12 protein-coding genes are annotated in these 15,150 nt (G+C 69.7%); 11 read left to right on the top strand and 1 reads right to left on the bottom strand.

What is annotated here, in order from left to right; translation table 11 throughout:
* Nucleotides 1–9 precede the first annotated feature (9 nt).
* From JOE67_RS04770 to JOE67_RS04755, 4 genes are all read left to right on the top strand, one after another.
* The gene (locus JOE67_RS04770; protein ID WP_204974386.1) at nucleotides 10–2,502 is read left to right on the top strand and encodes a glycoside hydrolase family 65 protein; all 2,493 of its coding nucleotides are present in this window, start codon (nucleotides 10–12) and stop codon (nucleotides 2,500–2,502) included.
* Nucleotides 2,503–2,856: 354 nt separating this feature from the next.
* Nucleotides 2,857–5,538: a DNA polymerase III subunit gamma and tau gene (locus JOE67_RS04765; protein WP_204974385.1), complete on the top strand. Its 2,682-nt coding sequence runs from the start codon at nucleotides 2,857–2,859 to the stop codon at nucleotides 5,536–5,538.
* Nucleotides 5,538–6,131 (top strand): recombination mediator RecR, encoded by a 594-nt coding sequence (gene recR, locus JOE67_RS04760; protein ID WP_204974384.1) that lies wholly within the window; start codon nucleotides 5,538–5,540, stop codon nucleotides 6,129–6,131. Before JOE67_RS04765 ends, recR begins: the two co-directional genes overlap by 1 nt.
* The gene (locus JOE67_RS04755; protein WP_338041495.1) at nucleotides 6,128–7,045 is read left to right on the top strand and encodes a DMT family transporter; all 918 of its coding nucleotides are present in this window, start codon (nucleotides 6,128–6,130) and stop codon (nucleotides 7,043–7,045) included. The genes recR and JOE67_RS04755 overlap by 4 nt, the downstream gene beginning before the upstream one ends.
* Before the next feature lie 109 nt (nucleotides 7,046–7,154).
* Here the strand turns inward: JOE67_RS04755 and JOE67_RS04750 are convergent, their stop codons facing one another.
* Nucleotides 7,155–7,625, bottom strand: a complete 471-nt coding sequence (locus JOE67_RS04750) for a DUF2871 domain-containing protein (protein ID WP_420827635.1) — start codon at nucleotides 7,623–7,625, stop codon at nucleotides 7,155–7,157.
* A 96-nt stretch (nucleotides 7,626–7,721) separates the two neighbouring features.
* Between JOE67_RS04750 and JOE67_RS15750 the strand changes: the two genes are divergently transcribed.
* The 7 genes from JOE67_RS15750 to JOE67_RS04715 all read left to right on the top strand — a co-directional run bounded on the left by JOE67_RS15750 (nucleotide 7,722) and on the right by JOE67_RS04715 (nucleotide 15,144).
* Nucleotides 7,722–8,864, top strand: a complete 1,143-nt coding sequence (locus tag JOE67_RS15750) for an ATP-binding protein (protein ID WP_204974383.1) — start codon at nucleotides 7,722–7,724, stop codon at nucleotides 8,862–8,864.
* A complete protein-coding gene (locus JOE67_RS04740; protein WP_204974382.1) occupies nucleotides 8,861–9,475 on the top strand; it encodes a response regulator in 615 nt (204 codons plus the stop codon). Before JOE67_RS15750 ends, JOE67_RS04740 begins: the two co-directional genes overlap by 4 nt.
* Before the next feature lie 181 nt (nucleotides 9,476–9,656).
* The gene (locus JOE67_RS04735) at nucleotides 9,657–10,943 is read left to right on the top strand and encodes an aspartate kinase (protein WP_204974381.1); all 1,287 of its coding nucleotides are present in this window, start codon (nucleotides 9,657–9,659) and stop codon (nucleotides 10,941–10,943) included.
* A 142-nt stretch (nucleotides 10,944–11,085) separates the two neighbouring features.
* Nucleotides 11,086–12,159: an aspartate-semialdehyde dehydrogenase gene (locus JOE67_RS04730; RefSeq protein WP_204974380.1), complete on the top strand. Its 1,074-nt coding sequence runs from the start codon at nucleotides 11,086–11,088 to the stop codon at nucleotides 12,157–12,159.
* Between the two features lie 84 nt (nucleotides 12,160–12,243).
* Nucleotides 12,244–13,716 (top strand): malate:quinone oxidoreductase, encoded by a 1,473-nt coding sequence (locus JOE67_RS04725; RefSeq protein WP_204974379.1) that lies wholly within the window; start codon nucleotides 12,244–12,246, stop codon nucleotides 13,714–13,716.
* A gap of 10 nt (nucleotides 13,717–13,726) precedes the next feature.
* The gene (locus tag JOE67_RS04720; RefSeq protein ID WP_204974378.1) at nucleotides 13,727–14,356 is read left to right on the top strand and encodes a thymidine kinase; all 630 of its coding nucleotides are present in this window, start codon (nucleotides 13,727–13,729) and stop codon (nucleotides 14,354–14,356) included.
* A gap of 68 nt (nucleotides 14,357–14,424) precedes the next feature.
* Nucleotides 14,425–15,144 (top strand): FadR/GntR family transcriptional regulator, encoded by a 720-nt coding sequence (locus JOE67_RS04715; RefSeq protein WP_204974377.1) that lies wholly within the window; start codon nucleotides 14,425–14,427, stop codon nucleotides 15,142–15,144.
* The last annotated feature ends 6 nt before the right edge of the window (nucleotides 15,145–15,150 follow it).

Below are 15,150 nucleotides of genomic sequence, written 5' to 3'. Positions count from 1 at the left end.
GGAGACAGCATGCTCGACCGCGACCGCTACCCCGTCGACCCCTGGCGCCTCATCGAGACCCGTTACGACGAAGAGGGGGTCTCCGAGACCTTCTTCACCGTCGGCAACGGCTACCTCGGTCTGCGCGGCAACCACATCGAGGGGCGCGGCGCCCACGAGCACGGCACCTTCATCAACGGCCTGCATGAGACGTGGCCTATTCGCCACGCGGAGCAGGCGTACGGGTTCGCCGAGGTCGGCCAGACGATCGTGAACGCGCCCGACGCCAAGGTGATGCGCGTGTACATCGACGACGAGCCGCTCTCGTTCGACGACATGGAGGTGCACCAGTACTCCCGCACTCTCGACATGCGCACCGGCGTGCTCGAGCGCAACGTCGTCTGGGTCACGCCGTCAGGCAAGCGCGTGCGCATGCGCGACGAGCGCATGGTGAGCTTCGAGGAGCGCCACCTCGCCGTGCTGCGTCTCGAACTCACTGTCGAGAACGCAGACGCCCCGGTCACCGTGAGCTGCCAGATGCTCAACCGCCAGGACGGCGCGGGCATCTACGCAGGTGACCCTATGGCGGCGAAGGCCGCGGGCAAGGCGGGCTTCGATCCCCGCAAGGCCGAGAAGATCACCGAGCGGGTGCTGCAGCCGGTGGAGTACTGGCAGGACGGCCTTCGCTCGGCGCTGTCGTACCGCGTCTCCGACTCGGGGATGACCGTGGCGGTCGTGGCCGACCACATCATCGACACCGAGAACGACTACACGGCGCGTTCGCTCGTCGAGCCCGACATCGCGAAGAACGTGTTCCGGGTGCAGGCGAAGGCCGGCGTGCCGATCCGCATCAGCAAGGTGGTCAGCTACCACACGTCACGGGGCGTGCCTCCGCGCGAGCTGGTCGACCGCTGCCGTCGCTCGCTCGACCGCGTCGGCGTCGAGGGGGTCGATGCGCTGTTCACCGCTCAGCGTGACTGGCTCGCCTCGTTCTGGGAGCGCTCCGACGTGCGCATCGCAGGGCACGACGACCTGCAGCAGGCGACCCGCTGGTGCCTGTTCCAGCTCGCGCAGGCGGCCTCGCGTGCCGACGGGCACGGTGTGGCGGCGAAGGGCCTGACGGGCTCGGGCTACAGCGGTCACTACTTCTGGGACACCGAGATCTATGTGCTGCCTTTTCTCACGTACACCTCGCCGCAGTGGGCGAAGAACGCGCTGCGCGCGCGGGTCACGATGCTGCCCGCCGCGCGCAGGCGCGCGGCGCAGCTGAACGAGGCAGGAGCGCTGTTCCCGTGGCGCACGATCAACGGCGAGGAGGCGTCGGCGTACTACGCAGCTGGTACCGCGCAGTACCACATCAACGCCGACGTCAGCTTCGCACTCGGCAAGTACGTGCGCGCCACGGGCGATGAGGACTTCCTGCGTCGCGAAGGCGCCGACATCGCCGTTGAGACCGCGAGGCTCTGGGCGACCCTCGGCTTCTGGCGCGGCACGAACGGCGACTCGACCTTCCACATCCACGGTGTGACCGGCCCTGACGAGTACACCACCGTCGTGAACGACAACCTGTTCACCAACGTCATGGCCCGCTACAACCTGCGCTTCGCGGCGCGGGTCGTCGGCGAGATGGCAGAGAACGACCCGGCCGCGTACGCGGCTCTCGTCGACCGCACGGGTCTCGACGACGGGGAGCGGGATGCCTGGGCCCGAGCCGCAGAGGCCATCCACATCCCGTACAGCGAGGCACTGGGCATCCATCCGCAGGACGCCTTCTTCCTCGAGCGCGAGGTGTGGGACCTCGAGGGCACGCCGCCCGAGATGCGGCCGCTGCTGCTGCACTACCACCCACTGGTCATCTACCGGTTCCAGGTGCTCAAGCAGGCCGACGTCGTGCTGGCCCTCTTCCTGCAGGGCAACCACTTCACCGACGAGGAGAAGCTGGCCGACTTCGACTACTACGACCCGCTGACGACGGGCGACTCGACGCTGTCGGCTGTCGTGCAGTCGATCATGGCGGCAGAGGTCGGCTATCAGGACCTCGCCCGTGAGTACTTCGAGCAGGCTCTGTATGTCGACCTGGGCGATCTGCATCACAACGCCGCCGATGGCGTGCACGTGGCGTCGACCGGCGGCGTCTGGACAGCGCTCGTCAGCGGCTTCGGCGGCATGCGCGATCATGACGGCGAGCTGAGCTTCGACCCGCGACTGCCCGCCGACTGGCCGGAGCTGTCGTACCCGCTGCAGTGGCGGGGCTCGCAGCTGCAGGTCACGATCACCCGCGATCGGCTGCATCTCGAGGTGCGCGACGGCGACCCGGTGGAGTTCACCGTGCGCGGCGCGGCGCATAGCGCGGCGGTGGGCAAGCCGGCCGCTGTGCTGCTCGCCGGTCAGGGGCCGCGGAGGCCCGGCCGTCCGACGCTGCGCGGGATCGCGGATGCCCGTCGCGATGACGGCACGCGCCTGTCGGCGTCGGTGCCGGTGACCACCACGACGATCCCGATCATCGACGCCTACGAGGACTGATCCCGGCCCCCCCTCGTTCCCCCGAGCCGTTCCCGCGTCGTCCTCCCGCGTCGTCCTCTGTGCCGTCCTCCCGCGCCGTCCTCTGTGCCGAGACCTGCACTTCCCGGCGAGACCTGCACTTCCCGCCGAGACCTGCAGTTGCAACCGCAGGTTTCGGCGGGAGGCGCAGGTCTCGGCGTGGGGGCCGCAGGGTGTGCGTCGGCGAGGGGTGAGGGGCGCAGGGTGTGCGCGGGTGAAGGTGAGGGCGTGGAGGGGCGAGGGCGGATGCCTGGGCGCGGAGCGGGACACGGAGCGGGTCGTGGAGGGGGCGGCTCGGAGAGGGCTCGTGTCGGCGGTACGCCGTAGGCTGTTCTGGTGACGACAGCCCTGTACCGCCGCTACCGGCCCGAGACGTTCGGCGAGATGATCGGGCAGTCCCAGGTGACCGATCCGCTGATGACCGCGTTGCGCGGCGATCGTGTCGGGCATGCCTATCTGTTCTCGGGTCCTCGCGGCTGCGGAAAGACCACCTCGGCGCGCATTCTCGCGCGCTGCCTGAACTGCGCCGAGGGGCCGACCGACACCCCGTGCGGCGTGTGCCCCAGCTGTGTCGAGCTGTCGCGCGCCGGTGGCGGATCGCTCGACGTGGTCGAGATCGACGCGGCGAGCCACAATGGCGTCGACGACGCGCGCGACCTGCGCGAGCGCGCGACCTTCGCGCCGAGCCGCGACCGGTTCAAGATCTTCATCCTCGATGAGGCCCACATGGTCACCCCGCAGGGCTTCAACGCCCTGCTGAAGCTGGTCGAAGAGCCGCCCGCGCACGTGAAGTTCATCTTCGCCACGACCGAGCCCGAGAAGGTGCTCGGCACGATCCGCTCGCGCACGCATCACTACCCGTTCCGTCTCGTGCCGCCGGCAGCCATGCTCGAGTACGTCGAGAAGTTGTGCGTCGAAGAGGGAGTGCAGGTCGAACAGGGCGTGCTGGCTCTCGTCGTGCGCGCCGGCGGCGGATCGCCGCGCGATACGCTCTCGCTGCTCGACCAGCTGATCGCGGGGTCCGACGAGGGCAACGTGACCTACGCGCGGGCCGTGGCCCTGCTCGGCTACACGCACGCCGCACTGCTCGATGAGATCGTCGACGCGCTCGCCGCTGGCGACGCGGCATCCGCCTTCCCCGCCGTCGACCGGGTCGTGCAGACCGGGCAGGATCCGCGCCGCTTCGTAGACGACCTGCTCGAACGGCTGCGCGACCTCATCGTCATCCAGGCCGTCGGCGATGGGGCGTCCGCTGTGCTGCGTGGCATCCCCGCCGATGAGATGGAGCGCATGCAGGCGCAGGCCGCAGCCTTCGGCGCCGTTCGCCTCTCGCGCACCGCCGACCTGGTCAGCCAGGCCCTCGACGACATGAGCGGCGCGACCTCGCCCCGCCTGCACCTGGAGCTGATGGTCGCGCGGGTGCTCGCCGGAGCACCGAGGGATGCCGGCGCCGCGGCTGCGCAGGGCGCTCCGGCGCACAGCGCATCGACGCAGAGCACAGCGGCCCAGCGCCCTGCTGCACAGGCTCCTGCCTCAGCGGCCCCAGCCCCACCGGCCCCTGCTGCACAGGCTCCTGCCGCAGCAGCCCCGGCCACTGCGTCAGATTCTGCTGCTCCGGTTGCCACGCCGTCGTCGGCTGCGGCCCCGAAGCCCACGGTCGTCCCCGAGCCCGCTGCATCCGCCGAGCCCACGGCGGTCTCGCCTGTGATCGTCGAAAACCTCACGCAGGCAACCGCGACGCCGCCCGCATCCGACTCGCAGCCTGCGTCCGAGACCTTGGGACACGAGGCGAGCGCTGCACGGGCATCTCAGCCGGAGGCATCCGGAGCGACGGGCTCGACCGCGCCGCCCGCCGCCGCACCCGCAACGGCTCAGCAGAAGTCGACCGAGCAGGCGGCGACCGGACAGGCCCAGCCGAAGCGGAGCGGGGGCGAACAGGCGTCGACCGCATCGGCGCCCGCCGGACCCGTGACCTTCGAGCAGATCTCAGGGGCCTGGCCCGCGGTGCTCACCCGTCTCGAGTCGATCAGCCGCGCCTCGTGGCTCGTCGTCACGGGCATCCAGCCACTGGCCTTCGACAGCACCTCCGACGTGCTCACGCTCGGCTTCTCGAGCCCGAGCGACGTGCCGAAGTTCAAGGGCACCACACCGGGCAAGGGCACCTCCGATCACCTGCGAACGGCGATCGAGCAGGAGCTGGGCGTGACGGTCAAGTACCGGCCCGCGCCCCTGCCCCCTGGCGGAGGAGGGGGTGCCGTCGCGCCCACCGGTCCTGCACCCGGCGGGCCAGCGACGTCCGGTCCCGGTCCTGCCTCCTCCTCGCCCGCGCCGAGAGGCGATGACGCCCCCGCCGCCGGATGGGCGAATCCGATGAGCGGGCCCCAGGATCTCGGCGGCGCGAGCGGAGGCCAGAGCTCCTCTGCGCCGCCGCAGCCACGTGCCAACAGCGCGGCGCGGGCATCCGCATCGTCTCCCGCGGCCGTCACCCGATCGGCCGCGGCGTCCGTCACCGAGTGGGCCGTCGCGCCGATCCCGTCGTCGGCTCCCACCGGCGCTCCGGCGGGGCAGGGCGCACCCGTCGCGACGATCGCGCCCCAGCCGCAGTTCCCGGTCGACGAAGAGCCGGCCGAGGTCGAAGCCGCGGCATCGGCCCCGCTTCCGCCGCGCGACGGCGACGTCGACGCCCCTCCTCCGCCACTCGACGACGAGTACCCGCCGTACGACGACGAGCCGCCATACGACCCCGAGTACGACGAGCCGCCCCGGCAGAGCGCTCCGTCCGCAGCGTCCGCATCCGCACCCGGCGCGTCGCCCGCACCCGCCGCCGCACCCGGCGCGGCACCCGCACCGGCCGCCGCACCCGTCGCGCGTCCCTCTCTCCGTGAGGTGCCGCCGTCGGCCACCCGCCCCCTGGCCTCTGACGGCGTCGAGCGCCGCGGCGAGGCCGTCGTCCGCCAGGTGCTCGGCGCGAGGTTCATCCGCGAAGAGCCCTACCAGCCCCCATCGAGGTTCTCCTGATGTACGACGGAATCGTCCAGGAGCTGATCGACGAGTTCGGTCGCCTGCCCGGCATCGGCCCGAAGTCCGCGCAGCGCATCGCGTTCCACATCCTTCAGACGCCGTCGTTCGACGTCGCCCGGCTCTCCGAGCTGCTCACCGAGGTGCGGGCGCGCGTGCGCTTCTGCGAGGTCTGCGGCAACGTGTCTGAACAGGACCGCTGTGCGATCTGCCGCGACCCGCGCCGCAACCCCGAGCTCATCTGCGTCGTGGAGGACGCGAAGGACGTCGCGGCGATCGAGCGCACCCGCGAGTTCCGTGGCCTGTACCACGTGCTCGGCGGCGCGATCAGCCCGATCGCCGGCGTCGGCCCCGACGACCTGCGCATCGCTCAGCTGATGACGCGGCTCGCCGACGGCACGGTGCAGGAGGTCATCCTCGCCACCAACCCCAACCTCGAGGGAGAGGCGACGGCCAGCTACCTGAGCCGCCTGCTCACCAGCATGGCGATCACGGTGTCGCGACTCGCGTCCGGTCTGCCCGTCGGCGGCGACCTCGAATACGCCGATGAGGTGACGCTGGGGCGGGCCTTCGAAGGACGTCGCCGTCTGTGAGCGCGCACCACGCAGGGTTCACCCGCAAGGGCTGGATCCTGTTCGCCGTGATGGCGTTCGTATGGGGCATCACGTACCTGTTCATCAAAGAGGCCGTGCACTCGTTTTCGCCGCCCGCCGTGGTGGCCGGCCGCACCCTGCTGGGCGGGCTCGTTCTGCTGCCATTCGCCCTGCGCAGCGGCGCCCTCTCGGCGGCCTGGAAGCACTGGCCGTGGGTGCTCGCGTTCGGGCTCATCGAGATGGCCGGTCCGTTCCTTCTGCTCAGCCATGCCGAGACGCAGCTGCCCTCAGGACTCACCGGACTGCTCGTGTCGACCGTGCCGCTGTTCGCCGTGATCATCGCGCTGCTGCGCGGCGACCGCTCGGCCCTCGCGCCGATCAGACTCGGGGGACTGCTGCTCGGATTCGCGGGCGTCGCCGTGGTCGTCGCGGGACCGGGGCTCTTCCCGCACGGCGCGGGCAGCGCCTTCGCGATCGGCGAGATCCTGCTCACCGCGGTGATGTACGCGATCGCGCCGTTCATCATCGCTCTCAAGCTCAGGGACGTGCCCTCGCTCGGCACCATCACGCTCGCGCTCTTCGCGATCGGGATCGGCTACCTGCCCGCCGCACTGCTCACCCAGCATGAGGTGCCCACCGCGCGGGCGACGGTCTCGCTGCTGCTGCTCGGCGTCGTCTGCACCGCGCTGGCGTTCGTCGCCTTCTTCGCGCTCATCCGCGAGGTCGGCCCGGTGCGCGCACCGCTGTTCACCTACATCAACCCGATCGTCGCGATCCTGCTGGGCACGATCGTGCTGTCCGAGCCGCTGACGCCCGGTCTGCTGATCGGCTTCCCGATCGTGCTGATCGGATGCTGGTTCGCCGCGACCGGCGGAAGGCTGAGACCCCGCGAGCCGCAGCCGCCGCAGATCTGACCGCGCTTCTGAAGGACTTCTGCACTTCTGAAGGACTCAGACGCCCCAGAAGTCCTTCAGAAGCGCGAACGTCCTTCAGCAGTGAAGCCGACAGGCCGGGGGAGAGGCTTCAGCGGCTGATGGCCTTGCGCAGCATGAGCAGCAGAAGAACGAATCCTGCACCGAGCAGCATGTGCCCGGTTCCTGCGATCCCGGCGATCATCTTGGACGACTCCTGGCCGAGCACCTGCAGCATGCCGTGCCAGACGAGACCGGCCGCCGAGATCACGACGCCCGCGTTGTAGATCCAGAAGAACCAGCGGAACAGGCGGCCGTCGGACAGGCCGAATGTCTTCTCCAGTGCTATCACAATCAGCAGCACGATCACGCCGAGGGTGAGGATGTGCGTGTGCGCGAGCCCCAGCTGGCCGTGCATGCCCTCCGTGTAGCCGTTCAGCTTCGTGAACTCGCGGTAGAACAGTCCAGCGGCGAGACCGGCGAGCGTGTACACGGTGACGGCGGCGAGCAGCATCCGCAGCGCAGGCCTCTGGGAGGGGGCGGGCGAGGTCGCGGCCGAAGGGGCGAGAGCGGTGTCTGTCATGGCATCAAGCCTCGCGGCGCGTCGCAGCCGAAGGATCCATCGAAGGATCGATCTTCTGCGGCTGCGCTCGACGCGCCGAGCAGTGAGAATCGAAGGGTGAGCTCCGATCGCCGACGACTGCTGCGCGCCGCACGCTTCGCGCTGCACCTGATCACCGTCGCGCTCGTCGTCGTGACGACCGTGCGCGCGGTCGTCGACGGCGCAGAGGTGCTGCCGGCCGCGCTCGCCGCCGGCGGTTTCCTGGCCTGGTACGGAGCCGGCGCGGCCTTCGCGCACGGCAGAGCCGCGAGCTGGTGGCTCGTCGGGCTCGGAGCGATCTGGACGGCGATGCTGGCGCTGTCGCCCGAGTTCGTCTGGCTGTCGTTCCCGCTGCTGCTGCTCGCCGGTCACGTCCTCACGGCGCGGTGGTCGGCGCTGTTCGCGGCCGTGGTCCTGGCCGCAGCTATCGTGGCCCCGCACCTGCACGGCATCGAGGTCACCTTCGCGCACCTCGCCGGACCGCTGCTCGGCGGCGGCTTCGCGCTCGCCGTCTCGCTCGGCTACGACGCGCTGCTGAGAGATGCCGTGGAGCGCGAAGAGCTGATCGCCTCCCTGCTGCGTGCGCAGCAGGAGATGGCCGAGCTGCAGGACGAGCTCGCCCGCACGCAGCGTGACGCGGGAGCCGCCCGAGAGCGCACCCGGCTCGCCCGCGACCTGCACGACACCATCGCGCAGGAGCTGAGCTCCGTCTCGCTGCTGGCGAGGGGAGGGGATGCCGACCGGATGCCGCAGATCGACGCCCTCGCCCAGCACTCGCTGACCGAGCTGCGCCGCATCGTCGCCGCGCTCGCGCCTGCCGAGCTGGAGGGCACGGCGCTCGCCGGCGCGCTGCAGCGCCTGCTCGATGCGCTCGCCGCGGACACGGGCATCCGGACCGAACTCGACGTCGATGAGGCGCCGCCCGCGCTCCCCACCTCCGTTGAGGTGACGCTGCTGCGCATCGCGCAGTCGGCCCTGGCGAACGTGCGACAGCACTCCGCAGCCGAACTCGTGCGGGTCGTGCTCGCGGGCGAGGGCGACCGCGCGGTGCTGCAGATCTCCGACGACGGCCGTGGGTTCGACACGACAGCCCTCGAGGTCCGCACGCGCTCGTACGGGCTGATCGCGATGCGGTCGCGCCTGCGGGAGCTGGGCGGTGAGCTGCGCATCGACAGCGCGCCGGGCGAAGGCACGACGGTCCGCGCGGAGGTCGGACGATGAGCATCCGGCTGCTGATCGTCGACGATCATCCGATTGTCCGCGCCGGTCTGCGCAGCGTGATCGAACGGCGCGGGTTCGACGTCGTCGCCGAGGCGGCGAGCGGCGAGGAGGCGCTCGCCCTGGCATCCGACCTGCACCCTGACGTCGTGCTCTGCGATCTGCGGCTGGGGGAGGGGATCGACGGCGTCGAGACGACCGCGGCGCTGCGCTCCGCCCCGCGCCCGCCAGCGGTGATCATCCTGACCACGTTCGACCATGACGCGCAGATCGTGCGGGCATTGGAGGCCGGGGCGGCGGGATATCTGCTGAAGGACGTCGCCACGGAGGTCATCGCCAAGGCGATCACGGATGCCGCCGCCGGGGCCCTCGTGTTCGGCCCCGACGATCGCCGACTGGTCGAGGCGCTGCGCGCGCCCCGCATCGAGCTCACCCCGCGCGAGCTCGAGGTGCTCCGGCGCGTCGACGAGGGCGCGAGCAATCGCGAGATCGCCGCGCAGCTGTTCATCGCCGAGGCGACGGTCAAGACGCACGTGGTGCACCTGCTCGAGAAGCTCGGGGTGCCTGGGCGCAGCGCAGCCGCTGCCGAGGCGAGACGGCGCGGTCTGATCTGAGCACGACTTTGAAGGACTCCTGTACTTCTGAAGGACTCAGACGCCCTAGAAGTCCTTCACAATCGCGGCTCTCCTTCAGAGATGCACCGCATCGGGCAGCCCTGTCACATGCGGAAGGCGGCATGAGGGCGATCCGTAGAATGTGCGTGGGCGGATCCGCCCATCGTCCCCGGGAGTGATCGTGGCCCTGATCGTGCAGAAGTACGGCGGTTCGTCCGTCGCCGACGCAGAGAGCATCAAGCGCGTCGCCAAGCGCATCGTCGACACCCGTCGTGCCGGCCATGACGTCGTGGTCGCGGTGAGCGCGATGGGCGACACCACCGACGAGCTGCTCGACCTCGCGAACGAGGTCGCCCCGATCCCCGCCCCGCGCGAGCTCGACATGCTGCTGTCGAGCGGTGAGCGCATCTCGATGGCGCTGCTGGCGATGGCGATCCACTCGATGGGCTTCGAGGCCCGGTCGTTCACCGGCAGCCAGGCGGGCATGATCACCGACTCGCAGCACGGCTCGGCGCGCATCGTCGATGTGACGCCCGTGCGTCTGCGCGAAGCCCTCGACGAGGGCGCGATCGTCATCGTCGCCGGCTTCCAGGGGTTCAACCGCGACACCCGTGACATCACCACGCTCGGACGCGGCGGCTCCGACACCACCGCCGTCGCGCTCGCGGCGGCGCTCAATGCCGACGTCTGCGAGATCTATAGCGACGTCGACGGCATCTTCACCGCCGACCCGCGAGTCATCCCCCGCGCCCGCAAGCTCGACCACGTCTCCAGTGAGGAGATGCTCGAGCTCGCCGCCAACGGCGCGAAGGTGCTGTACATCCGCGCTGTCGAGTACGCCCGCCGTCACGGTGTGCTCATCCACGCCCGCTCGACGTTCTCGTCGTCCGAGGGCACCTACGTTCTGGGCGAGGGCATGAAGAACCCTCGCGCCACCGAGGGAGAAGTCATGGAAGAACCGATCGTCGCCGGAGTCGCCACCGACCTCAGCCAGGCAAAGATCACCGTCGCCGGCGTGCCCGATGTGCCTGGCAAGGCCGCCGAGATCTTCAAGATCGTCTCGAAGGCCGGCGCGAACGTCGACATGATCGTGCAGAACGTGTCGGCGGCATCCACGGGACGCACCGACATCTCGTTCACGCTGCCCAAGGCCGACGCCCCCGCGACCCTCAAGGCCCTCGCGGCCGAGCAGGGCGAGGTCGGCTTCGAGAGCCTGCTGCACGACGACCAGATCGGCAAGCTGTCGGTCGTCGGCGCCGGCATGCGCACGCACTCCGGGGTCTCGGCGATCCTCTTCGAGGCGCTCAGCGCGGGCGGTATCAACATCGAGATGATCTCGACCTCGGAGATCCGCATCTCGGTCGTGCTCCGCGGCGACGACCTCGCCGAAGCGGCGCGCACCGTGCACAGCGCCTACGGACTCGACAGCGAGATCGAAGCCGTGGTGCACGCAGGCACCGGTCGCTGACCCCTCCTCCGCAGGCCGAAACGACGGGTCTGCCCGCCCATGCGAGCGGGTAGACTCACGGCAACCCTGACACCGGTGCCAGGCGCAGCGTCCGCACCCTGGGGCTGAGCCTGGCGCATCGTCTCCACGCCAAGGATCCCCCATGACCCGTATCTCCGAATCCGGATTCTCGATCGCCATCGTCGGCGCGACCGGCCAGGTCGGCACCGTGATGCGCGACATCCTCGCCGAGCGCTCGTTCCCCGTGCGCGAGCTGCGGCTGTTCGCCTCCGCCCGCTCCGCGGGTACCGCCATCGACTTCGGCGGAGTCGACGTCATCGTCGAGGACGTCGAGACGGCCGACGCCTCCGGCATCGACATCGCGCTGTTCTCGGCAGGAGCGACGGCCAGCCGTGCATACGCGCCGAAGTTCGCCGAGGCCGGCGCCGTGGTCGTCGACAACTCGAGCGCGTGGCGCATGGACCCCGAGGTCCCGCTGGTGGTCAGCGAGGTGAATCCGGATGCCATGGACGAGCGTCCCAAGGGGATCATCGCCAACCCGAACTGCACCACGATGGCGGCCATGCCCGTGCTGAAGGCCCTGCACGCCGATGCCGGCCTCGAGCGCCTCATCGTCAGCACCTACCAGGCGGTGTCGGGCTCCGGTCTCGCCGGTGCGCAGGAACTGCTCGGCCAGGTCGAAGGCGTGCTCGCCCAGGGTGACACGCTTCGCCTCGTGCACGACGGATCAGCCGTCGACTTCCCGCAGCCGGAGAAGTACGTCGCCCCCATCGCGTTCGACGTCATCCCGCTCGCCGGCTCGATCGTCGACGACGGCGAGAACGAGACCGACGAGGAGAAGAAGCTCCGCAACGAGAGCCGCAAGATCCTCGGACTGCCCGACCTGCGGGTCGCGGGCACCTGCGTGCGGGTCCCGGTCTTCACCGGTCACTCGTTGTCGATCCACGCGGAGTTCGCGAACGACATCACTCCCGAGCGGGCACGCGAGGTACTGGCATCCGCTCCTGGCGTTGCGCTCGAAGAGGTGCCGACGCCGCTGCAGGCGGCCGGCAGCGACCCCAGCTATGTCGGACGCATCCGCGCCGATCAGTCGGCCCCTGAGGGCAAGGGCCTGGTGCTCTTCATCAGCAACGACAACCTGCGCAAGGGTGCCGCGCTGAACGCCGTGCAGATCGCGGAAGAGCTCACGAAGCGCCTCACGCCGGCCGGCGTCTGACCCCGTGCTGCGCGGGGCCGGGTGCCCCGCGCAGCACTCCGTCAGGCGGAAATCCGCACCGTTGCGGACGACTAGACTGTTCTGGTGACCGAAACCGTCGATGTCGTTCTGATCGGTGGGGGCATCATGTCCGCCACGCTGGGTACCCTGCTGCACGAGCTGCAGCCGGACTGGAAGATCGTCGCCTACGAGCGACTCGGCGACGTCGCCGAAGAGAGCTCCAACCCGTGGAACAACGCCGGAACCGGTCACGCCGCGCTGTGCGAGCTGAACTACATGCCGCAGGGCAAGGACGGATCGCTCGATCCCGCGAAGGCCATCTCGATCAACGAGCAGTTCCAGCAGAGTCGGGAGTTCTGGTCGTCCCTGGTCGAGCGCGGCGTGCTCGACGGGCCGTCGACGTTCATCAACTCGGTTCCGCACATGACTTTCGTGCGCGGTGAGAAGGACGTCTCCTTCCTCAAGGCGCGGTACGAGGTGCTCAAGAAGCAGCCGCTGTTCGAGGGCATCGAGTACAGCGAGGACTCCCGCGTCATCAACAAGTGGGCTCCGCTGCTCATGCAGAAGCGCCGCAAGGGCGAGCCGTTCGCGGCGACCCGCGTGCCGTCGGGCACTGACGTCGACTTCGGTGCGCTCACGCACCAGCTTTTCGAGCACCTGGCCTCCTCCGGCGTGCAGGTGCGCACCGACCACGAGGTGCGCAGCCTCAAGCGTCAGAGTGACGGAAGCTGGCTCGTCAAGTACCGCCACGTCATCGGACGCACCCCTGGGCAGGTCAAGGCCCGGTTCGTCTTCGTGGGCGCAGGTGGCTGGGCTCTCAAGCTGCTGCAGAACAGTGGCATCCCCGAGATCAAGGGCTACGGCGTCTTCCCGATCGGCGGGCAGTTCCTGAAGACCACGAACCCCGAGGTCGTCGCTCAGCACCAGGCCAAGGTGTACTCGCAGGCGGCCGTCGGCGCACCTCCGATGTCGGTGCCGCACCTCGACACCCGCGTGGTCGAGGGTGAGACGTCGCTGATGTTCGGGCCGTTCGCGACCTTCAGCCCGAAGTTCCTGAAGCACGGCTCGCTGCTCGACATCGTCACGCAGGTGCGTCCGCACAACCTGTGGCCCATGCTGCGGGTCGCCTTCGCGAACCCCGATCTCATCACCTACCTGCTGAGCGAGCTCGTGAAGGGGCACCGCAAGAAGGTCGACAACCTGCGTACCTTCGTGCCGACGGCGAAAGACGAGGACTGGACGCTCATCCAGGCCGGTCAGCGCGCGCAGGTCATGAAGAAGGATCCCGAGAAGGGTGGCGTCCTGCAGTTCGGCACCGAGGTCGTGGCCGCAGAAGACGGCACGATCGCCGGCCTGCTCGGTGCATCGCCCGGTGCGTCGACGGCCGTGCCGATCATGCTCGGTCTGCTCAAGCGCTGCTTCCCCGAGCAGTACGCGGGCTGGGAGCCGAAGCTCAAGGATCTCATCCCCACGATGGGCCAGCGACTCAACGACGATGCGGGTTCCGCAGAGAAGTCGATGAGCGCGACGGCATCCGTCCTCTCGCTGACGGCCTGATCGCGCGACCGTGGCGAAGCTGTACTTCCGCTACGGCGCGATGAACTCGGGCAAGTCCACCGCCCTGCTGCAGGCCGCGTACAACTATGAGGAACGCGGACAGCGGGTGCTGCTGGCCAAGCCCGCGATCGACACGAAGGGCGCCTCTCAGATCGAGAGCCGGCTCGGCATGACCCGCGAGGTCGATTTCCTCATCGGGACCGACGACGACGCCCGCGAGCTGTTCCTGCGTGAACGGGCCCGGGTGCGCTCCGAGGCGGCCGACGAGCTGCTGCCAGCCGAGCCGCGTGATGTCGCCTGCCTGCTGGTCGACGAGGCGCAGTTCCTCACGACCGAGCAGATCGATGACCTGTTCCGCATCGCGGTGCTCGAGGGCATCCCGGTGATGGCATACGGCATCCGCAACGATTTCCGTACTCACGCGTTCCCGGGGTCGGCCCGATTGCTCGCCATCGCGCACTCTCTCGAAGAGCTGAAGACGATCTGCCGATGCGGCCGCAAGGCCGTCTTCAACGGCCGGCTCGTCGACGGCCGTTTCGTGTTCTCCGGCGACCAGGTCGCGATCGACGGCGCCGAGGTGACCTACGAGTCGCTGTGCGGCAACTGCTACCTCGAGGAGTCCGGGGGAGCCCTGGACTGAGCGCGACGCCGCCCGCTTGCGTGGTCTGACCACAGGGCGTAACCTGTGGTCAGACCACAGGAGGACGTATGGCGGAACCCGTTGCGCCCGGCCGCGCGTGGCGCACGGTGCTCGAGCGGATCGAGGACGACCTGCTCAGCGGCGCCCTCGGCCCCGGAGATCGCCTCCCGTCGGAGCGCGACCTCTCGGCCGACCTCGGCGTCGGCCGCTCCAGCGTCCGCGAGGCCCTGCGCGTACTCGAGGTGATGGGGCTGATCCGCACCTCCACGGGCTCCGGTCCCCACGCGGGGGCGATCGTCATCGCCGCGCCGTCGGGCGGGATGGCAGCCCTGCTGCGCCTGCAGGTCGCCGCTCAGGGCTTCCCTCTGGCGGATGTCGTGCAGACGCGCCTTGTGCTGGAGGACGCCGTCGTGGCTGCATTGAGCGCAGACCCGCAGCGGGACCTCGCGACGGTGCACTCCGTGCTCGACGCGATGGATGCCGAGTCGCTCACCCCCGGCGAGTTCCTCGCCCTCGACGCATCGCTGCACTACGCCCTCGCCGAGGCGGCGGGCAACACCGTCATCACCGCGACGATGGCGGGCCTTCGCACCGCCATCGAGTCGTACGTGGTCGAAGGCGCGGCGCGGATCGAGCGGTGGGATGCCATGGCGTCCCGCCTTCGCGCCGAGCATCGCGCCATCATCGCCGCGATCGAGCACGGCGACGTGGCGAAGGCGAAGACGCTCGTGAACTCCCACATCACCGGCTATTACACCGCCGCCGGGCTCGTGCCCGGCGCCGACTGACCGAGA

Source organism: Microbacterium esteraromaticum (assembly GCF_016907315.1).
GTDB lineage: Bacteria > Actinomycetota > Actinomycetes > Actinomycetales > Microbacteriaceae > Microbacterium > Microbacterium esteraromaticum.
The sequence above is the reverse complement of the archived record's forward strand: the minus strand, read 5'-3'. Positions and strand labels throughout refer to the sequence as shown.